The sequence below is a fragment of the Comamonas trifloxystrobinivorans genome (assembly GCF_043359985.1).
GTDB lineage: Bacteria > Pseudomonadota > Gammaproteobacteria > Burkholderiales > Burkholderiaceae_C > Comamonas > Comamonas trifloxystrobinivorans.
Genome location: NZ_JBHZGV010000004.1, coordinates 204,659 through 223,968, shown reverse-complemented (window position 1 = coordinate 223,968; position 19,310 = coordinate 204,659). Strand labels below are relative to the sequence as shown.

Annotated in this window: 13 protein-coding genes; 4 read left to right on the top strand and 9 right to left on the bottom strand. The window is 64.2% G+C overall.

Annotated elements, in window-relative coordinates; translation table 11 throughout:
- Positions 1–114: 114 nt before the first annotated feature.
- Positions 115–1,923 (bottom strand): NAD(P)/FAD-dependent oxidoreductase, encoded by a 1,809-nt coding sequence (locus tag ACFIQF_RS05890; protein WP_393941021.1) that lies wholly within the window; start codon positions 1,921–1,923, stop codon positions 115–117.
- 280 nt (positions 1,924–2,203) lie between these two features.
- Here ACFIQF_RS05890 and ACFIQF_RS05885 point away from each other — a divergent pair, with 280 nt between their 5' ends.
- Both ACFIQF_RS05885 and ACFIQF_RS05880 read left to right on the top strand, forming a co-directional pair.
- Positions 2,204–4,120: a sigma-54-dependent Fis family transcriptional regulator gene (locus ACFIQF_RS05885; RefSeq protein ID WP_393941020.1), complete on the top strand. Its 1,917-nt coding sequence runs from the start codon at positions 2,204–2,206 to the stop codon at positions 4,118–4,120.
- A gap of 67 nt (positions 4,121–4,187) precedes the next feature.
- Positions 4,188–4,427: a DUF7661 family protein gene (locus ACFIQF_RS05880; RefSeq protein ID WP_393941018.1), complete on the top strand. Its 240-nt coding sequence runs from the start codon at positions 4,188–4,190 to the stop codon at positions 4,425–4,427.
- 532 nt (positions 4,428–4,959) lie between these two features.
- Here ACFIQF_RS05880 and ACFIQF_RS05875 read toward each other — a convergent pair.
- The 3 genes from ACFIQF_RS05875 to ACFIQF_RS05865 form a co-directional block, all read right to left on the bottom strand.
- Positions 4,960–6,687, bottom strand: coding sequence for an acetyl/propionyl/methylcrotonyl-CoA carboxylase subunit alpha (locus tag ACFIQF_RS05875; protein WP_393941016.1), 1,728 nt, complete (start codon positions 6,685–6,687; stop codon positions 4,960–4,962).
- A gap of 68 nt (positions 6,688–6,755) precedes the next feature.
- On the bottom strand, positions 6,756–8,378 hold the full coding sequence (locus ACFIQF_RS05870) for a 5-oxoprolinase subunit B/C family protein (protein WP_393941015.1): 1,623 nt from the start codon (positions 8,376–8,378) through the stop codon (positions 6,756–6,758).
- Positions 8,375–9,151 (bottom strand): LamB/YcsF family protein, encoded by a 777-nt coding sequence (locus ACFIQF_RS05865; protein WP_393941013.1) that lies wholly within the window; start codon positions 9,149–9,151, stop codon positions 8,375–8,377. The genes ACFIQF_RS05870 and ACFIQF_RS05865 overlap by 4 nt, the downstream gene beginning before the upstream one ends.
- Positions 9,152–9,489: 338 nt before the next feature.
- Between ACFIQF_RS05865 and ACFIQF_RS05860 the strand changes: the two genes are divergently transcribed.
- A complete protein-coding gene (locus ACFIQF_RS05860; protein WP_393941012.1) occupies positions 9,490–10,164 on the top strand; it encodes a GntR family transcriptional regulator in 675 nt (224 codons plus the stop codon).
- 38 nt (positions 10,165–10,202) lie between these two features.
- Here ACFIQF_RS05860 and ACFIQF_RS05855 read toward each other — a convergent pair whose 3' ends face one another.
- On the bottom strand, positions 10,203–11,393 hold the full coding sequence (locus tag ACFIQF_RS05855) for a helix-turn-helix transcriptional regulator (protein ID WP_393941011.1): 1,191 nt from the start codon (positions 11,391–11,393) through the stop codon (positions 10,203–10,205).
- A gap of 247 nt (positions 11,394–11,640) precedes the next feature.
- On the opposite strand from ACFIQF_RS05855, the gene ACFIQF_RS05850 reads away from it, so the two are divergent.
- Positions 11,641–12,402, top strand: coding sequence for a hypothetical protein (locus tag ACFIQF_RS05850; RefSeq protein ID WP_393941009.1), 762 nt, complete (start codon positions 11,641–11,643; stop codon positions 12,400–12,402).
- A 92-nt stretch (positions 12,403–12,494) separates the two neighbouring features.
- Here ACFIQF_RS05850 and ACFIQF_RS05845 read toward each other — a convergent pair whose 3' ends face one another.
- The 4 genes from ACFIQF_RS05845 to ACFIQF_RS05830 form a co-directional block, all read right to left on the bottom strand.
- Positions 12,495–13,571, bottom strand: coding sequence for a homocysteine S-methyltransferase family protein (locus tag ACFIQF_RS05845; protein WP_393941007.1), 1,077 nt, complete (start codon positions 13,569–13,571; stop codon positions 12,495–12,497).
- A gap of 75 nt (positions 13,572–13,646) precedes the next feature.
- Positions 13,647–16,553 carry a tetratricopeptide repeat protein gene (locus ACFIQF_RS05840; RefSeq protein WP_393941005.1) on the bottom strand — a complete coding sequence of 969 codons (2,907 nt, stop codon included), beginning with the start codon at positions 16,551–16,553 and terminating at the stop codon, positions 13,647–13,649.
- Positions 16,554–16,695: 142 nt separating this feature from the next.
- Complete coding sequence (locus tag ACFIQF_RS05835) at positions 16,696–18,114, bottom strand: formimidoylglutamate deiminase (RefSeq protein ID WP_393941004.1); 1,419 nt, start codon at positions 18,112–18,114, stop codon at positions 16,696–16,698.
- A gap of 32 nt (positions 18,115–18,146) precedes the next feature.
- Positions 18,147–19,304 carry a histidinol-phosphate transaminase gene (locus ACFIQF_RS05830; protein ID WP_393941002.1) on the bottom strand — a complete coding sequence of 386 codons (1,158 nt, stop codon included), beginning with the start codon at positions 19,302–19,304 and terminating at the stop codon, positions 18,147–18,149.
- Between the last annotated feature and the right edge of the window lie 6 nt (positions 19,305–19,310).

Genomic DNA, 19,310 nt, shown 5'->3' with positions numbered 1-19,310 from the left:
TTCGCCAGGCCCGATAGCAAGTGAAATCGCGCTGGCCACGCCCAGAGCGGCCACCATGGATGACCGCGCCTGGACGCCAGGGGCACGGGCCCCCGGGACACAAGACTTGGACGCTCAGCGCAAATGGTGCACTTGCTGCAGGCCGTAAACCTGCATGGGCAGCCCTTCTTGCCGCGCTTTGAGCTGCAGCGCCAGGTACAGCGAATAGTGGCGCGACTGGTGCAGGTTGCCGCCGTGGAACCACAGCTGCGGCTGCTGCGTGGGCTTCCACATGTTGCGCTGCTCGCCTTCCCAAGGGCCAGGGTCCTTGGTGGTGTCCGAGCCCAGGCCCCAGACCTTGCCCACCTTGTCGGCCACTTGCTGGTTGATGAGATCGGCCACCCAGCCGTTCATCGAGCCATAGCCGGTGGCGTACACCACCAGGTCGGCGGGCAGCACGGTGCCGTCGGTCAGCACGACGGCGTCTTCCGTCAAATGGCTGATGTCCTTGTTCTTGCCCGCTTGCAGTTGGATGCTGCCGTCGATCACCAGATCGCAGGCGCCCACGTCGATGTAGTAGCCCGAGGCTCGGCGCAGGTACTTCATGAACAGGCCCGAATTGTCGTCGCCAAAATCGAGCATGAAACCGGCGTCCTCCAGCTTCTGGTAGAACTCGGCGTCGCGCTCGCGGATGCGGTCGTACACGGGCACCTGGAAGTCGGCCATGATGCGGTAAGGCAGCGATGCAAAGATCAAGTCGGCCTTCTTCGTCGTCACGCCGCTGGCCACTGCGCGCTCCGAATACAGATCGCCCAGGCCAATATCCATCAGCGAATCCGAGCGCACGATGTGCGTGGACGAGCGCTGCACCATGGTCACATCCGCCCCGTGCTCCCACAGCGCTGCGCAAATGTCGTGGGCCGAGTTGTTGGCACCGATCACCACCACTTTTTTGCCCGCATAAGCATCGGGCCCGTGGTGCTGCGACGAGTGCTGCTGGTCGCCCTTGAAAACATCCTGCCCCTTGATTTTCGGGATGTTCGCCTTGCCCGACATGCCGGTGGCAAACACCAGCTGCTTGGGGCGCAGCACGATCTGGCGGCCCTCGCGCTCCACCGTCACTTCCCACTCCTGCTTGGCCTCGTCAAAACGCGCGTTCAAGCAGTTGGTGGACGACCAGTAGTTCACCTCCATCACGCGGGTGTACATCTCCAACCAATCGCCAATCTTGTCCTTGGGCGCGAACACGGGCCAGTTGTCGGGGAAAGGCAGATAAGGCAGGTGGTCGTACCAGACGGGATCGTGCAGGCAGAGCGATTTGTAGCGGTTGCGCCATTGGTCGCCCGGGCGTGGCTGGCGGTCGATCACAATGTGCGAAACACCCAACTGACGCAGCCGCGCACCCAGCGCAATACCGCCTTGGCCGCCACCAATCACCAACACATAGGGCTGGCGGCTCAGGCCCAGTTCGGCGGCCTCGTCCTGCTTGTGGTCCAGCCAGGTCTTGCGGCCACGGCGAATGCCGTGCTCTGCGCCCATGGGGCGGCGCGTGCCCAGCGGCTCTTCAAAACCCTTGAGCTCCTGCACCGCGCTCAGCAACGTCCAGATGTGCCCGTCCTTGATGCGCAAATGGCCCACACCGCGTGCGTGGCGCACATCGATCACCAGCCAGGCGGAGATCACGCCGTCGGCCTCTTCCACCGTCTCGCGCTCGTCCAGGCTGAACACCACGGGCGCGGCCGCGTCGAGCTGCGCAGCCAGCATGTCGGCTATCTGCGCCTGGCCTTCCAGGGTTTTGAGGTTCCAGGTGAGCAGAACCAGATCGCGCCAGAAACTTTCTTCGGCAAACAGCTGGCTCGCGCCAGCAAAATCGCGCCGGGCCAAGGCCTGGTTGAGTTGATCGAGCACGGCCTGCGCCGTGGCGGCGGGCGTTGTTGCAGTCATGTCTTGTCTCCTTGTTGCTTGTGTTGCGCCTGCCCAAGGGCGGCACGCCACTGCTTTTGCAAAGCCTGTGCCAAGCGGCCATGCTGCGCTGCAACCTCCTCGCGAGCTGCGGCCGCATTGCGGGTTTGCCTGCAAGCGGCTGGCAACAAGCCCTGGCGCAGCAAATGCAACACCTGTTGCATCAGCGCTTTTGCACTGCACCACGTGTTGCGGGTTACTCTTCATTGGCAGCGCCCGGGGGCTGGTCCAGAATCGCCCAGGTGTTTGCAGGAGACCCGCCATGCCAGTGCAAAGCTATAGCGCCCACGTCCAGGAACTCGAAGCCTTTGGCATGGGCTATCCGCTGCACGGCCAAGAGCGCGACCGCGCCGTGCTCGGCAGTTGGCGCCGCTGCATAGACCAGCACCGACTCGACCCCAGCCACACCAGCGACGCGCACATCGTGCCCGCCGGCCAGCTGCGCGCCCACCAAGAGGAATCGGAGCCACTGATCCACATTGCGCGCAGCGGGCTGGAGCGCCTGTACCAACAGCTCAAGGGCCTGGATTACGTGCTGCTGCTCGCCGACCAGCATGGCGTGGCGGTAGATTTTCTCGGCCACGACCGCCACGCCAGCGACCTGCGCAACGCCGGGCTGTACCTGGGCGCGCAGTGGCGCGAAGACACGGCCGGCACCTCGGCCGTAGGCACATGTCTGGCCACTGGCGAAGCGATCACCGTGCACCAGAGCGACCATTTCAACTTCACGCACACCACGCTGTCTTGCTCGGCCGCGCCCATCTACAACCTGCAAGGCGAACTGGCAGCGGTGCTCGACTTGTCGCTCCTGCGCTCGCCCGCCGAACGCGCCAGCCAGCAAATGGCACTGCACTTGGTGACAGCCGCCGCACGCCGCGTGGAGCTGGCCAACCTGATGGCGCAATCGGGCTCCGACTGGGTGCTGCGCCTGGCGCAATCGCCCGATTTTCTGGATGTGGACACCGATGTCACCCTCAGTATCGACCCGCGTGGCCGCATCCGCGCCATGACGCATGCCGGCGCCCGCATGCTGGCCACCAGCGCCGGGCTCGACTGGCGCCAACGCCAATTGCTGGCGGGCAAACCGCTGTCGCATTTTTTCGATGTAGACACCAACCAGCTGCCGCTGCTGATGCGCGACCGGCCCGCGCTGGAGCGCATCTTGCGCGCCCGCGATGGCAGCATCTGGTTTGCCTTGGCATTGGCGCCGCAAGAGCGCAGCCGTGCACCCGCCACCAGCCGCCCCAGCTTGCAACCCGCTCTGCAAGCGCTGGATACGGGCGATGCTGCCGTGCGCCAGGTACTGCAAAAAGCCGCCAAGCTGGCTCCGCAAAATCTGCCGATTCTGGTGCAGGGCGAAACCGGCAGTGGCAAAGAATTTCTGGCCCGCGCCCTGCACGCGGCCAGCGGCCGAAGCGGGGCCTTCATCGCCATCAACTGCGCGGCCATCCCCGAGGCCCTGCTGGAGAGCGAGCTCTTTGGCTACCTGCCCGGCACCTGGACCGGCGGCGCCAGCAAAGGCCGGCCCGGCCTGATCGAAGCGGCTGATCACGGCACTTTGTTCCTCGACGAAATTGGCGACATGCCGCTCACACTGCAAGCCAAACTGCTGCGCGTATTGTCCGAATCAGAAATCACGCCCTTGGGCGCACGCGCACCGCGCAAGGTTGATATTCGCGTGATCTCGGCCTCGCACCGCCCGCTGGCCGAGTTGGCTGCAGCCGGCAGCTTCCGCAGCGATTTGCTCTACCGCCTGAACGCTGCCGAGCTGCGCCTGCCCGCACTGCGTGAGCGCAGCGATATCAGTACGCTGGCCAAACGCATGCTCGCCCATCTGGGATGCAATTTGCCGATCAGCGAAACCGCGCTGGCCGCCTTGCAATCACACCACTGGCCGGGCAATCTGCGCGAGCTGCACAACGCGCTGCGCTACGCCGCTGCTCTGGCCGATCAGCAAATCGACACCGCCCACTTGCCCGATGCGCTGCAAGCCACCACGGCGATGGCGGCTGACAGCGCAACGCCACAACCTGCCCCTGCGGCCAGCCTGGAACAAGTGCTGGCCCAGTGCAACGGCAATGTCTCCGAAGCCGCCCGCTTGCTGGGCGTGAACCGCTCCACCATCCACCGCCGCATCCAGCGCCAGCAACTGAGCCGCAGCTTCAGCAAGCCGGGCTGAGCGCAGCCCTCCGCAAAGCGGCAGCGGAAACACCAGCGCGGTGAGCGCAGCGCCCGATAATCAGCCCATGCCCAAACACCGCTTTCATGTCTTTGGCCGCGTGATTGATCTGGAGCCTTCCAGCGCAGGCTGGCGCTGCTTTGCCGTGGGCCAGGACGGCAAACGCGCCCCGCTGCAACTGGCCGTGCCCGCCGACCTGCCCGCCAGCGAACTGGCCCAGTACCTGTACGACATCTACCACGAGATGGCCACGCCCACCAACGGCGATGTGGTGGAGATCACCCTGCCTGGTTCGCCCAGCGCGTAGCGGATACCGAGGCGCCGGTTTGTACACCTTATGTGTACATGAATACACCAAACAGGTATTTACATGCGTCGATTATTCACTTCGACGCTTTCACAGCCCGCTAAACCAAAAGATTCACCGCACAGCTCTCGCAGGCTGTTGGCGTTTGGCTGTTCAGGATGTCCTTCCACCCCTTTCAGCCAGCGCCTGCGATCGCAGCAAATGCCGGCGGTTTGGCTGCCGCAGGACAGCCAAACTTCGTGCTCTGACTTGCGGCAGCTGTTTGACCGCAGCGCTTTGGCGCGAAGGGAGTTTTGCCGCACGCCAGTATTTGCTGTGATCGCAGGTTGCCCCGATTGCCCCGCTACGCATGAACCGCCCGGAGCTTGAAGTCCGTATCGTATTTGGTCATAAAACACCCTGAAAGTTGGATCTATGTCCAACTTCTGGGGTGCGGCTCAGACCCGGCCAACAGCGGCAAGCATTGCCAACAATGCTGAAGCGCCCCTAAGCCTCCCCCTGCACGGCCGCACCAACCAGCGGCCAAAAACCATCACTCCATCCGTGCAATCACCGCACCCGCAGCCTGGTAGCTGCCAGCCTCGGCCAGCAAGCGGATGCGGCCGGCGCGTGGGGCGTTCAGCTGCATTTCCATCTTCATGGCTTCCATCACGGCGATCAGCTCGCCGGCTGCTACCTCGGCGCCATCTGCCACTTTCCAGGCCGTCAAAGTACCGGCCGATGCAGCAGTCACAGCATTCGCATCCACCGTCTCTTGCGGCGTTGCTGCCGTACTGCTTGCGGGTACGGCCAGGCCAGAGAACAAACCGGCAGGCAGGCCCAGCATCACACGGCGGCCGTCGAGCTCGATCGCCACGCGCTGCAAGCTGTTGTCCGGCGCGGGTTGCGGGCGCGCTTCGGGTTGCGCATCCCATTGCGGCATCAGCGTGGTTTCGATCCAGCGGGTGTGTACGCCCATCTTCTCGCCATTGACGAAATCGGCATGCTGCATCACGGCCTGGTGGAAAGGCAGCACGGTGGGTACGCCTTCGATCTTGAATTCTTTGAGCGCACGGCGAGCGCGTTGTGCGGCGACTTCACGCGTTGGCCCCCAGACGATGAGCTTGGCCAGCATCGAATCAAACTGCCCCGCCACCAGCGAGCCGCTTTGCACGCCGCTGTCCACGCGCACGCCAGGGCCGGAGGGCGCTTCAAAGCGCGTCACCAAACCGGGTGCTGGCAGAAAGCCGCGGCCTACGTCTTCGGCGTTGATGCGGAACTCGAAAGCGTGGCCGTAGGGCGCTGGTGTGCTCTCGTCGGCCAGCACTTCGCCCTCGGCCACGCGGAACTGCAAGCGCACCAGATCGGTACCGGTGGTCTCTTCGGTCACCGGGTGTTCCACCTGCAGACGCGTGTTGACTTCGAGGAAAGAGATCGCGCCGCTTTGGCTGAGCAGGTATTCCACCGTGCCCGCGCCCACATAGCCAGCGGCCTGACAGATTTGGCGGGCCGATTGGTGAATGCGCTCGCGCTGCTCGGCGGTGAGGAAAGGTGCAGGTGCCTCTTCCACCAGCTTTTGGTTGCGGCGTTGCAGCGAGCAATCGCGCGTGCCCAGCACTCGCACATGGCCGTGCTGATCAGCCATCACCTGCGCTTCGATGTGGCGGGGCTTGTCGAGGAACTGCTCAACAAAGCATTCGCCCCGGCCAAAGGCCGTCACTGCTTCGCGCACGGCCGCGCCGTACAGCTCGTCAATGTCTTCGGCCTTCCACACCACTTTCAAGCCGCGCCCGCCACCGCCAAATGCGGCCTTGATGGCGATCGGCAAACCGTGCTCGCGGGCAAACGCATGCACCTCGGCCACGTCCTTCACCGGCTCGGGCGTACCCGCCACCAGCGGCGCGCCCACGCTCAGCGCCAGCTTGCGCGCCTGCACTTTGTCGCCCAATTGCTCGATAGCGGCCGGCGGCGGGCCAATCCAGGTCAGGCCGGCGCCGATCACGGCACGCGCAAAGCCTGCGTTTTCCGACAGAAAGCCGTAGCCAGGATGCACCGCATCGGCACCGCTTTGCTTGGCTACGGCGATCAGTTTGTCGATGTTGAGATAGGTCTCGGCCGGGCGCTGGCCTTGCAGCGCATAGGCTTCATCGGCCATGCGCACATGCAAGGCGTCGATGTCATCGTCGGCATACACCGCCACGCTTTGCAAACCGTGGTCGGCACAGGCGCGGATGATGCGCACGGCGATCTCGGAGCGGTTGGCCACTAGAACTTTTTTCATATTTCACCTCGGCTGGCGATCAAAATTTTTCTTCGTCAATCTGCTGCCCAACAGTGCGCAGCACCGCGCTAGGCAATCTCGGCAAAAGGCTGTAGTACCCGGAACTGCAGAAACGCGCCCACCGGCACCTGGCCAGCCAGATCGATATGGTGCGAAGCTATGCAAGCGATGACCGGATAGCCACCGGTCAGCGGGTGGTCGGCCAAAAACAGCACAGGCTGGCCGCTGGCAGGCACCTGGATGGCGCCCAACGCCGTGCCTTCGCTGGGCAGCTCTTGCGTGATGCTGCGTACCAGCGCTTCATCGCCGGCCAGGCGCAAACCTACTCGGTTGGATTGCGGCGTTACCAGCCAGCGCTGCTCGGCAAAGCGCGCCACGGCTTCGGGCGTGAACCAATCGGTGCGCGGGCCCATCACCACGTCCAGCACCACGGTATCGCCCGCCTGGGGCAAAACTGGCGGAGCCAGATCGGGCGCTTGCACGGCGCCCGCCAAGCGCTCATCGCCTATCGCCAAGGCCATGCCTGCAGCCAAAGCTGGCGGGCCAATGCGCGCCAAAGTGTCGGTACTGGCGCTGCCCAGCACTTGCTCTACCAGCCAGCCGCCGCGCACCGCCACATAGCTGCGCACACCGGTAGCGGGCTCGCCCAGTTGCAGCACATCGCCATCGTTCAGGGCCAGCGCAGCATTGCGCTCGGCAAACCAGCTGCAGCCATCGCTGGCCTGAATTTTGAGCGTTCCCGTAGCACCCGTTACCGCCACCACGGTGGCGCCCACGCTTTGCAGTTGCAAGCCTCCGGCGGCCGCTTCAAGCACCGGCAAATTCTCTGCATTGCCCAGCAAACGGTTGGCGCGGCGCATGGCGGCCTGGTCCAAAGCGCCAGCGGCAGACACGCCTTGCCCAGCCTGGCCGGCACGGCCAGCGTCTTGCACCAGGGTTTGCAAACCGGGTGCACGCACCAGCATCGAAGCCTGACTGCGCGTGGTTGCAGGTACTGCAGGGCCCGAAGATGTTTGTGTTTTGCCTGCCGATGAATCGGTAGACGCAGCGCCAGCAACGCTCGCTGTAGCGGCATCAACAAAGCGCACGCGCATGCCGGGCTGCAACAAGGCGGGCGGGTTGCGCTGCAAATCCCACATCGGCACTTCGGTGCGGCCCAGCAATTGCCAGCCGCCCGGCGTGTCGTTGGGATAGACGGCGCTGAAAGTGCCCGCCAAAGCCACCGAGCCCGCAGGTACCTTGGTGCGCGGCGAGCTGCGGCGCGGCACGTTCAGGCTGGCGTGGCCGCCGCTCAGGTAGGCAAAGCCAGGGGCAAAGCCGCAGAAGGCCACGCTGTAGTCTTCGGCCGTGTGGCGGCGAACCAGCTCTGCCACATCGATTCCCAGCAGTTGCGCCACCTCGGCCAGATCTTCACCGTCGTAATGCACGGGGATCTCAACCCGCTGCCCCGCCACCAGGTTTTGCCGCCCCAAGGGCAGGGCCGCGATATGGCGGCGCAGCTCGGCAGCGCTGGTCTGCCAGCGGTCAAACTCGATCAGAATAGTGCGCGCCGCCGGCACCAGCTCGCGCACGCCAGGCGGCAAGGCTGCTTGCAAGGCGGCCAGCAAATCGAGCGTGTGCGCCAGGTCTTGCAGCTCCACCAGCAAGATCCGGTCGCTGACTGGCAAAAAGCGCAGTGCACGAGCGCTCATGCAGCCGCCTTGTCGGTGAACGAGCGGATTTGCACGCCTGCGGCTTCCAGCTTCTCGCGCACTGCACGCGCCATGGCCACGGCGCCAGGGCTGTCGCCGTGCACGCAAATCGAATCGGCCTGCACCTGGACGGTGGAGCCATCGTTGGCCTGCACCGTGCCTTGCTGCACCAGCTGCAGCATGCGCTGGGCCACCAGCTCCGGGTCGTGCAGTACGGCACCGGGCTCGCGGCGCGATACCAAGGTGCCTTGCGGCGTGTAGCCACGGTCGGCAAAGGCTTCAGCGATCACGGTCAAGCCCGCATCCTGCGCCCACTGCGTGAGCGGCGATCCGGCCAGCACCACCAGCGCCAGTTGGCCGCCCACGGCCTGCATGGCTTCGATCACGGCGGCAGCCTGCTTTTTATCTTGCGCAATCGTGTTGTAGAGCGCACCGTGCGGTTTGACGTAACGCACGCTCGTGCCCGCTGCAGCGGCCAAGCCTTGCAATGCGCCAATCTGGTAGATCACGTCGGCCACCAGATCGGCATGCGCCACATCCATATTGCGGCGGCCAAAACCGACCAGATCGCGGTACGCCACATGGGCGCCCACCACCACGTTGTTGGCCTTGGCTTGATGCAAGGTGGCAAAGATGCCGGCCGCATCGCCCGCATGAAAGCCGCAGGCCACATTGGCGCTGCTGACGATCTGCAGCATGGCGGCATCGTCGCCCATGGTCCAGGCGCCCAGGCTTTCGCCGAGGTCGCTGTTCAAATCCATCGCGAGGGTCATGGTTCTTTCCTTCAAGCAGTGGGCCGGCAAGCCGCGGCCAACGGTATTTTGGTGCGCCAAGCGACAGCAGCCGGCCCGGGCCATACGGGGCCTTGTCTGGCGGCTGCGGCAGCAAATGGGCATGCGCAGCCCAGGCTGCTGAGCTGCGTTTTGTTCAACAATTTTCGATTTTAGCCAAACAATATGCAAAAGTGCGGCGGGGTATACCCGTGGTCGCCACGCTGCACAGGCCGCGCCGCTGTCACGTCGGCTGCAGAGCGCAGGCTTTTGCGCCAGGCCCGGCAGCAGCGCCGCTATCATGGTGCGCAGCCCCCTCCCCCACCATCCGAGCCTCTGCCATGACTGCTGCCGCGCCCTCCCTCTCCCTCAACGATCGCGTTGCAGAGCAGATCCGCCAGCAAATCGTACGCGGCGAGTTCCAGCCCGGCGCCCGCCTGTCCGAGGTGGCACTGGCCGAGAGCCTGGATATTTCGCGCAACACCTTGCGCGAGGTGTTTCGCCTGCTCAGCAAGGAAGGCCTGCTGCGCCATGTGCCCAACCGCGGCGTGTTCGTCGCCATCCCTTCGATGGCCTCCATCATGGATATTTACCGCGTGCGCCGCATGATCGAATGCCAGGCCCTGGCCCAGGCCATTCCGCAGCACCCGGCGCGCAAGGAAATGCGTGAGGCGGTGGATGAGCAACGCGCGCTACGCGACAGCGGCCAATGGGTAGAAGTAGGCACGGCCAATATGCGCTTCCACAAAGCCGTGGTGGCGCTGGCCGACAGCGAACGGCTCAACACCTTGTTCTCGCACCTGCTGGTAGAGCTGCGCCTGGCCTTTGGCATGCTCAGCGATGCCGAGTTTCTGCACGCGCCCTATATCGACATGAACGCCGCCATGCTGGAGCGCTTTGAAGCCGGCGACATGGAACAAGCCGCCAAGCTGATGCACGACTACCTGACCCACTCCGAGCGCGTGGTGCTCAGCGTCTACGCCCGGCGCATGAGCGATGCTGGCATGGAGCTGTAGGGGCACAGCGGGAAACAGTGCTTGAACCGCCCCCGTGCCTATGAGCCATACCCAGCGGGACTTTGCCACCGCATGATTGCAGGACCGGTCAGCACTACGCGCACCAGGTCAGCCTGGCGCCCGACGCCCACTTTGCCCACTACGGCTTTGAGCTGGCTGCGCACGGTGTGGAACGACAGCTCGGCTTGCGCCCCGTATTCCTGCAAACTCAGGCCATGGACCAGCGCCTGCGTCAAACGGGCCTCGGCAGGTGTCATGCCATACCAGCCTTGCAAAGCTTGTTCCATGGACTGCAGCTTGGCTGCCGGGTCGCTGATGAAAACCGCAGCCGCAGCGTACTGGCCAAACGGCTGCGACCACTGCGGCAGCGGTGTCACCAAGAGCTGCAGTTGCCCGCCATCCAGGCCGCTCAAACGCATGGCCGTACCAGCGCTGATCGGCTGGCCTTGACCCGTAGCCACCGACCAGCGCATGGCCCTTTGCAAGCGCAGCTCGTCATTGGCGGCCGCTGCGTGCAAGTACTCATCGGCCCCCAAACGCAACAAGCCGCTGCGCTGCAGCATGTGGTGCGCACGCGTGTTGGCATGCAAAACCCGGGCTTGCTCACCGAGCAAGACAACGCCAATCGGCAAACCATCCAGAACCGCCAGGGAGGCCTGCGCCAGCGCCTCGGTGCGATGCAAGCGCCGATGCAAGGCAAAGGCCGTTTGCAAATGTGGCATCAGCCCGTACAAACGCGCTTGTTCGGCATCGCTGTACGGTCCGCCACGCTGGCTGCGCAAGCCCGATAGATTGAAGCTGCGTTGCTCCCGCTTCTCCACCACCGCGGCGAAGGTATGGAACAGGTCCTGCGAATGCATCCAATCGCCCCATTCGGTGCGCAGCAGGTACTTCTCGGGATACAGCTGCGCGCCAACCACCACACAGCCCTCTCGGTGCAAACGCTCGTCGCTCGTCCACACATTGCCATGGCAGTAATGCGCGCCAAAATCGCGGATCGCGCTGTCGCTGAAACCATGGTGCGCCGCCAACTGTGTGGGGCCGCCGGTCACTTCCACCGTCTGACTGGAAAAGTCCTGGCCAAAAATCAGCGCTGCATCGGACGAAAACGTCACACAAAACCTAGCCAGAAAATCGCTCCAACGCCTGGCGTCCAAAGCCGCGTCGTAGATACAGCGAATCAGCCCAGCTACCCCCGCGTTGTCACCCAGCACTCGCTCAGTCGGCATGGCCGTTTGTCTCCTTTACTGCTGCACGAAATGTAACCACAAGCCAGCGTTTTTGATGACCAGACAAACACCAGGGGCAGGCCTGTCACACAGGGAGCACCAAGCTGGCTACAGGGTTCAGGCACTCACCAGGGTTTTCCCTTGACCCATATGGGTGATGGAAGCAAAAACACAAAGCGATACAACCTGCAACAGCACTGCGCCATCGCGCAGCCCCTTGATCCCTGACCCAAAGGAAACCCTGCCCATGCCTCCCTTACCCCACTTGCGCTCGTTGCTAGCCGCCTCTTTGCTGCTGACCGCAGGCGCCAGCGCCACCGCCGCACCGTTTTGGACCGGCTACCGCGGCACCATCGCCAACTCCAGCATTCCGGCCATCGTCAACGGCGAAAGCTATACCGTCAACCTCATCTTCGACAACGGCGGCAGCTCGGCCAATGGGCAGACCTGGACTGGTGCCAACCTCACTTGCGTGGTGTGGTACATGAACAATGACAACAGCGTGATGTTTGTGCAGGACCTGACCAAGGCCAACACCAATTTCGTCAGCGCGGGACAGATCAGCACAGACGCTGCAGGCGCCATGACCTCCATGCTCTCCATGGCCGGCCACGGCATGGGTGGAGCCGCTGCTGGCAGCTTTGTCGGGCAAGGCCTTGCCGGCCTGTTGACCGAGGTTTACGCTGGCGTACCCACCACGGGGCTACCGCCTTCCGTCTTTATTGCCGGCCCTGCAGGCCAGTACACCGACAGTTTTTCTGACGCCAATCCGCAGATTCCCACCACGCCCAATGCCTGGAAACCTGTGGCTCCGTTCACCGGCTGGGGCATCCAGAAAAATCCCCGCTTTGCCAGCCTGAGCGCCTGCGCAGACCCTGCGCCCGTGGTGACGCCGCCCACTGCCACCGGTGCCATGCCCGTACCAAGCTTGGACACCCCTGCACTGGCGCTGCTGGGATTGGCCGCCGCTGCACTGGGCGGGCGTTATCTGCGCCGTCGCCAGTCTTGAATGGGCGATTCAACACCTGCACCGCTTGCGTGGGTGCATGAAAAAAGGGCGTCGCACTTTCGTGCACGCCCTTGTCAGCCTACGCAGGTAAATCAAGCCTCAGCCGGATAAAACAGCTTGCGTGGGCCGGTGGTTTTGACGGCTTGTGCAATGGCGCCGATGTGGTCGGGCGTGGTGCCGCAGCAGCCGCCGACGATGTTGACCAAGCCTTCGGCCGCGAACTCGTGCACCAGGCGGCTGGTGATCTCGGGCGTTTCGTCAAAGCCGGTGTCGCTCATCGGGTTGGGCAGGCCGGCGTTGGGGTAGCAGCTGATGAAGGTATCGGGCGCGGCCTTGACCAGCTCTTGCACGTAGGGGCGCATGAGCGTGGCGCCCAGGGCGCAGTTCAGGCCGATCGACAGCGGGTTGGCGTGGCGCACGCTGTGCCAGAAGGCGGTTACCGTCTGGCCGCTCAGAATACGGCCCGAGGCGTCGGTCACCGTGCCGCTGATCATGATGGGCAGGCGCTCGCCGGTCTGCTCGAAAGCCTCGTCCACCGCAAACAGCGCGGCCTTGGCGTTGAGGGTGTCAAAAATCGTCTCGACCAGAATCACATCGGCACCGCCTTCGATCAGCGCCAGCGTCTGCTCCAGGTAGGCTTGGCGCAGTGCTTCGAAGGTGACGTTGCGGGCACCGGGGTCGTTCACATCGGGGCTGATCGACGCGGTCTTGGGCGTGGGGCCCAGGGCGCCAGCCACGTAGCGCTTGTGGCCGGGCGTGCTGTACTTGTCGCAAGCGGCGCGGGCCAGTTGGGCGCTGCGCAGGTTCATCTCGCGCGCCAGATCGGCCATGTGGTAATCCTCTTGCGCAATGGTGGTGGCGCCAAAGGTGTTGGTTTCGATCAGGTCGGCGCCCGCAGCCAGGTATTTTTCATGGATGTCGCGGATCACATCGGGCCGCGTGATTGACAGCAGCTCGTTGTTGCCCTTCACGTCGTACGCAAAATCCTGGAAGCGGTTGCCCGCACCATCGGCACCGCCGTAGCCTTCGCCCCGGTACTGGGCCTCGCCCAGCTTGAAGCGCTGGATCATGGTGCCCATGGCACCGTCCAAAATGACAAGGCGCTGGGCCAAAGTGGCAGGCAGATCTTGGGCGCGCGTGTACGCGGGCTGGGTGTGGAGCGAATTCATAGCCCGCCATTGTAGGAAAATCGCGCCGCCCTGCCCGGCAAGCAGCGGCTAATCCAGCCAGGGCGCAGGTGATCGCTAGCGCGGCCCGCCCAGCAGGCCGATGAGCTTTTTACGCAGCACCTGCAAGCCAGTTTCGGGCTTGCAGGCGCGGTATTCATCCAGCGTGGCCTTGAGCTGCTTGGCACTCAGCTCGCCTTGCGGGCGCGACATCAGCGCCACATACATGGCGCGCTGCTGCTGCACTTGCTGCGTTTCGCCGTACGAACGCGCCAGTTGCAGGCGCATCCAGTTCAGCTGCAGGGGAAAGTCGGGCGCCCGTTCATCACCCAGGCTTTGCAGGCTGCTTTCTTGCAGGGCAATGGCCTCCTGGTGCCGGCCTTGCTTGCGCAGCAGCACACCCAGGTTGACGCTGGCCTTGGCCGCCTCCAGCCGCACGTCGGGCTCTGGCGCATGCAGGTAGTGTTGCAGCACCCGGCGGTTCAGCGCTTCCGCCTGCGCCAAGTCCTGCTCGGCCAAGGTCAGCGCCTTGCTCCACAAAGCGCGAGCCACACGCATGCGCAAATAGCCCAGACTGTTGCTTTGCCAACGCTGAATGATCTCGTCATACACCGCTATTTCTTCGGCAGGACGGCCCAGTTTGTCCAGCTGCACTGCCTTGTTCGACAGGGCCAGCGCCACGTCTTTTTCGAAGGTCAGGTTCATGTCGTTGCCGTAGCGCGCAATGATTTCGTCGTTCACCACAATGGCCGCCTCGCGCTGCTCCAAACGGGCCAGACAAAAGCCTTTGTTGACCAAGGCATCGAGGCAGATTCTGCGCAGCGCCGGGTGCAAGGCCTGTACGTGCGCGCTGATGACTTCGTCGTACCCGGCAATGGCCTCGCGGTACTTTTGCGCGTTTTGCAGCTCGCGCGCCCGGTCCACCTGCGCCTGTATGGCGTCGCGCTGCTCCAGCGGCAGGTCTTCGTACTGCTCGCCATAGTTCACCGCCACGCCCTGGCGTTGCAGCCGGTTGAGGCAAGTCAGGCGGCTGGCATTGGCGCGCGCCACGGTATCGCGCGCAATCGGACGCGTGCTGTTGGCACACAGGGCCAGCAAGGCGTCGTAGGTTTTGAGTGCGTCTTCGTTGCGCTCCAGCAGCTCCATCTGCAGGTAGGCCAGGTTCAGGTAGCTGCCGGCCACGCGGCTTTGGATGAAGTCGTCCTTCTCGCCCGCAAAGCGCGCCAACAGCTGTTCATAGCTTTGCACCGCCGTTTCAAAATGCAGGTGCTCGCGCTGGCTCACGGCCAGGTCATAGCAGCTTTCCAGCACGGTGTGTTGCACGCCCAGATCGGTATCGCCCGCAAAGCGCTCCAACATGCGCGCCACCACCAAAGCGTGCTGCTGTTCGGCAGCGCTGGGGGTGCTGAGAATACGCTCGCCCTGCTCGTCTCTGCCGTTGCTTTGCACAGGCATGGACGGTGATCTGGCAAGCCAGATGCTGGCCTGCAGCTCCATGCTGACCGCTTGCAAATGCCGCCAAGCAGCTTGTTGCTGCGGGTTGCAATCCGCAGGCTCGGCTTGCTGCTCCAAGGCTTGCAGCAAAGCCAACGCCGCATCGTGCTGCCCCTGCTGCATGAGCACCCGCGCCTGCAGCCGGGTGGCCCGCCCCAGCGCTATTTGTACGGCGGCCTCGCCGTTGTTGGCAAAGCGTTGCCGCATCTGCTCCAGGCATTGCAAGGCCTGCTCGTACTGGCCCAGGTCGTAATGGCTCATGGCCTGGTAGAGCCAGGCCCGCGCCAGCAAGGGCTGCAGTTGCGCACTGCTGTCTTGGCCCAGCACTTGCACAGCTTGCTCGTAACCGGGCAAGGCCGAGGCTGGAGCGCGCCGGTCCACCGCATGAAGCCAGGCTTCCAAGGCGATGTAGCGCACCCGCGCATCGGCATGCTGCGCATGGCGCTGCCAATGCTGGGCGCTCAGCGCTTGGGCCGCTGCCAACCACTGCGCGGCTTGTTCTGTTTGCTCATCGCCAGCGTGTTCTACCAGCTCGTGCAAAGCTTCTGCATGGACTTGCAAGCAGCGCCCCAGGCTGCGCACTTCCGGCGCGCTGTCGCTGTCGGAAAACTGCGCTTGCATCTGTTCGCAAGCAGCCACCGTCTGCAACTGCGTGCTGCTGCCTGGTGGCGCTTCCAGCCATTCCTGGTGCCACCACTGGATGCGCTCCATCTGCGCCAGCGCCAAGGTTTGCCGAATGCCGGTGTGCATGCTGCCCGCATAGGTTTGCAGCAGGTTCTCGATGGCGCTGACTGCCTCTGGCCAGCGCTTGGTCTGGGCCAGCATGCGTACTTGGGCCAAAGCCGCATCGGCAGCCACTTCGCGCAAATCGTCTACGTTGCTGGCCTGCAGATCGGTCTGCAGCTGGGCGAAGCGCTCTTGTGCTTGTTGCGTGTAATCCAACTCTTCCAGCAGCTCGGCCTCGCGCAGGCGGATTTTGCCCATCAGCACCTGCGTGGCAGGCCAGGCATCTTTGCCAAAGCGCTGCACCAGGCGGTCGGCCTCGCGCACCATGTCGACACGGGCAAAGGTGGCGCCGCGGTACACCGTCAGCTCCATGTATTCCAGCCCGGCACGCACCAGCCACTCGCGCACAGCCAGCGATTCGGTCTGCGCAAAGTGCTGCTCCAGCGCCTTCCAGGTGGCCAAGGCCGCATCAAACTCAGCGTTGCGCGCCTGCGCCATGCCTTGGCAAAAACGGGCTTGCGCCAACCAGGGCCAATCGGCGGGCGCTGCGTCGGCCAGGTGTTGTGCCAGCGCATCGGCGGCCTGGGCTTCGGCAGCATGCTGGCCTTGTTGGCGCAGTGCAGTCAGCTTTTCGAACCAGGCCGCTACCAGGTGCTCGCGCAGATCGGGGTCGGCACTGGCGAAAGGCGTGGTCAGTGGCAAAAGGCGGTCGATGACAGCCTGGCTTTGTTCCAGATTTGGCGGCGCAGTGGGGGTAGCAGACATAGGCAGAAGGTGCACACGACGACGCTGCATATTACGCCGCGCCTGCCCGACAGAGGCAGGCGTTTGCACTGTGTTGCAATCGCCAGGGCCAGCCGTCTGGCGACCGAGCTAAGCCGGCATGCGGCCAGCAATCTGCCGCGTCTCAGCCCTGCAACAAAGCTTTGCGCGCCTGCACAAAAGCACGCTGCGCTGCATCGCGCTGCGCATGCTGGCCAGCTTGCACGCATTGCTGGCCGGCCACCCATACATCAGCAATGGCCGAGGTGCGGTGGCTGGCAAATACGTGGCCGGCGTGGCCGCTGTCGGCGGGCAAGCCGCTCAGGGCCACATGCTCTGCGTCGAGCACCACAAAATCCGCCTGCTGGCCCACGGCCAGACCGGCAATGGCGCGGCCGGCGGCTTGGGCGCCACCGGCCACGGCTTGCAAAGTCATGGCGGTTGCCACCTGTGGTTGCGCACCGCCGCCCAGCACATTGCGTTGGCGCAGGTTCAGGCGCTGGCTGTACTCCAGCGCCAGCAGTTCTTCGGCTGCGTTGACGGTGGCATGGCTGTCTGAGCCCACGCCCCAGCGGCCGCCGTTTTGCAGCCACAAAGGCATGTCGAAAATGCCGTCGCCCAGGTTGGCCTCGGTGGTGGGGCAGATGCCGGCCACAGCGCCGCTTTGCGCGGCGCGGGCGTATTCGTCGGGCGTCATGTGCGTGGCGTGGATCAGGCACCAGCGCTGGTCTACCGGTGCGTGCTCCAGCAGCCACTGCACGGGGCGCTGGCCGCACCAGGCGAGACAATCGTCCACCTCTTGGGTCTGCTCGGCAATGTGGATGTGCACGGGCGCTTGCGGCAGCATGGCGTGCAAACCGGCCACGGCGGCCTGCAAGCTGTCGGGCGGTACCGCGCGCAGCGAATGCGGTGCCAAGCCCAAGCCGGCCTGTTGCGCTTGCGTGGCCGGCAGCAGCTGCTGCAGCAAGGCCAGCATGTTGTCGGTGCTGCGGATAAAGCGCGCCTGGTCGGCACGCGGCGGCTTGCCGCCAAAGCCGCTGGTCTGGTAGAGCACGGGCAGCAGCGTGATGCCAATGCCGGTCTTCTGCGCAGCGCGCAGCAAGGCCAGCGACAAGGTGGCATCGTCGGCATAAGGTTTGCCGCCTACATCGTGGTGTACGTAGTGGAATTCGCAGACCGAGGTGTAGCCCGCCTCCAGCATTTCCAGGTAGAGCCAGGTGGCGATTGCCTCCAGCGATTCGGGCGTGATGCGGTTGGCAAAGCCGTACATCAGGTTGCGCCAGCTCCAGAAGCTGTCTTGCGCCTGGCCGCGAAACTCGGTCAGCCCGCCGAACGCGCGCTGGAAAGCATGCGAGTGCAGGTTGGGCGAGCCCGGAATCAGCGGGCCGGCAGCGCGCAGGACAGCGTCTGCTCCGCTGGCCGGCAGTGTGGCCTCATCGACACCGCTGCGCACTTCGCTCAGCTGGCCGCCTTCGTCCCAGCGCAACAAAACATGGCGCGCCCAGCCGGTGGGCAGCAGCGCATCAGCGGCAAACAGCGAGCGCGAAGCGGAAGAAGCAGTCATGACGAGAAACCCAGCAGATCAAGAGAAAAAATTCAGGCCGTGGCCGCCCTGCTTTCCATGGCCGACAACAAGGCCGCCACAAAGTGGTCGTTGTCTTTTTCGGTGCCGATGGAGACGCGCAAAAAGTGCTCGAAGCCCGGCTCTTTCCAGGGCTTGATGATCACGCCCTGGCGCAGCAAAGCCTCGGCCACTGGGGCATTGTTGCGGCCAATGTCGAGGAACAGAAAATTGGCCACCGAAGGTGCAATGCGCAGGCCTTGCAAAGGCTGGCCGGGCGCGGCCAGTGCCAGCAATTGCCGGCGCAGTTGTTCGCGCAAAGCCACGGTGGTGGCAACGCCGGCACGCATGTGCGTCGGGTCGCTCCACGCCGCCAAGGCAGCGCGTTGGGCGGCCATGTTCACGTTGAAGGGCGAGCGCACCTTGTCCATCAAAGACACCAGCTCGGCACTGTCGGCCATACCGTAACCCACGCGCAAGCCGGCCAGACCCCAGGCTTTGGAGAAAGTGCGCAGCACGATCCACGGGCCGGCGCGGTCCATCAGCATGGCCAACACATCGGGGTAGTTGTCGTCGTGCAAGGCGTATTCGTAATAGGCCTCGTCCACCACCAGCACAGTGTTCTCTGGCGTAGCGGCCAGCACGCGCTCGAACTGCTCGCCATTGAGCATGCAGCCCACCGGGTTCGACGGATTGGGCAAGAAGGCGATCTTGGGCGCTTGCGCCAGCGCCTCGCACCAGGCATCCACATCAAAACCCAGTTCGCTGTTCAGCGCCAGCATTTGCACTTGCGCGCCCATCATCTGCGGGTAGATCTGGTGCAGGCCGAACACCGGGCTTTGCGTGACCACCAGGTCGCCAGGCGCCAAAAAGACTTCGCACAAAATCTTGATCAGGTCTTCCGAGCCATCGCCAAACACCAGGCGGTTTTCTGTGATGCCGGTGCGCTCGGCAATGGCCTCGCGCAAGGCGGTGCAGTTGGCATCGGGGTAGTTGCCCACATCGTTGACCACATCGGCAATGACTTGGCGCACCGCGGGGCTGACGCCGAACGGGTTCTCGTTGCTGGCCAGGCGCACGATGTCGTGCACGCCGTAGCGGGCACGCACGGCTTCGTTGGACAGGCCGGCGTTGTAAGCGGGCAGCGGGCGCACTTCGGCGCGGGCCAGTGCGGCGATGGGGGAATCGGTCATGGGAGC

What these genes read in the sequence shown, in the direction of transcription:
- ACFIQF_RS05840 (WP_393941005.1), bottom strand. Translation starts at nt 16,553, where the DNA reads ATGTCTGCTACCCCCACTGCGCCGCCAAATCTGGAACAAAGCCAGGCT.
- ACFIQF_RS05855 (WP_393941011.1), bottom strand. Translation starts at nt 11,393, where the DNA reads ATGCCGACTGAGCGAGTGCTGGGTGACAACGCGGGGGTAGCTGGGCTG.
- ACFIQF_RS05865 (WP_393941013.1), bottom strand. Translation starts at nt 9,151, where the DNA reads ATGACCCTCGCGATGGATTTGAACAGCGACCTCGGCGAAAGCCTGGGC.
- ACFIQF_RS05830 (WP_393941002.1), bottom strand. Translation starts at nt 19,304, where the DNA reads ATGACCGATTCCCCCATCGCCGCACTGGCCCGCGCCGAAGTGCGCCCG.
- ACFIQF_RS05885 (WP_393941020.1), top strand. Translation starts at nt 2,204, where the DNA reads ATGCCAGTGCAAAGCTATAGCGCCCACGTCCAGGAACTCGAAGCCTTT.
- ACFIQF_RS05835 (WP_393941004.1), bottom strand. Translation starts at nt 18,114, where the DNA reads ATGACTGCTTCTTCCGCTTCGCGCTCGCTGTTTGCCGCTGATGCGCTG.
- ACFIQF_RS05850 (WP_393941009.1), top strand. Translation starts at nt 11,641, where the DNA reads ATGCCTCCCTTACCCCACTTGCGCTCGTTGCTAGCCGCCTCTTTGCTG.
- ACFIQF_RS05860 (WP_393941012.1), top strand. Translation starts at nt 9,490, where the DNA reads ATGACTGCTGCCGCGCCCTCCCTCTCCCTCAACGATCGCGTTGCAGAG.
- ACFIQF_RS05870 (WP_393941015.1), bottom strand. Translation starts at nt 8,378, where the DNA reads ATGAGCGCTCGTGCACTGCGCTTTTTGCCAGTCAGCGACCGGATCTTG.
- ACFIQF_RS05845 (WP_393941007.1), bottom strand. Translation starts at nt 13,571, where the DNA reads ATGAATTCGCTCCACACCCAGCCCGCGTACACGCGCGCCCAAGATCTG.
- ACFIQF_RS05890 (WP_393941021.1), bottom strand. Translation starts at nt 1,923, where the DNA reads ATGACTGCAACAACGCCCGCCGCCACGGCGCAGGCCGTGCTCGATCAA.
- ACFIQF_RS05875 (WP_393941016.1), bottom strand. Translation starts at nt 6,687, where the DNA reads ATGAAAAAAGTTCTAGTGGCCAACCGCTCCGAGATCGCCGTGCGCATC.
- ACFIQF_RS05880 (WP_393941018.1), top strand. Translation starts at nt 4,188, where the DNA reads ATGCCCAAACACCGCTTTCATGTCTTTGGCCGCGTGATTGATCTGGAG.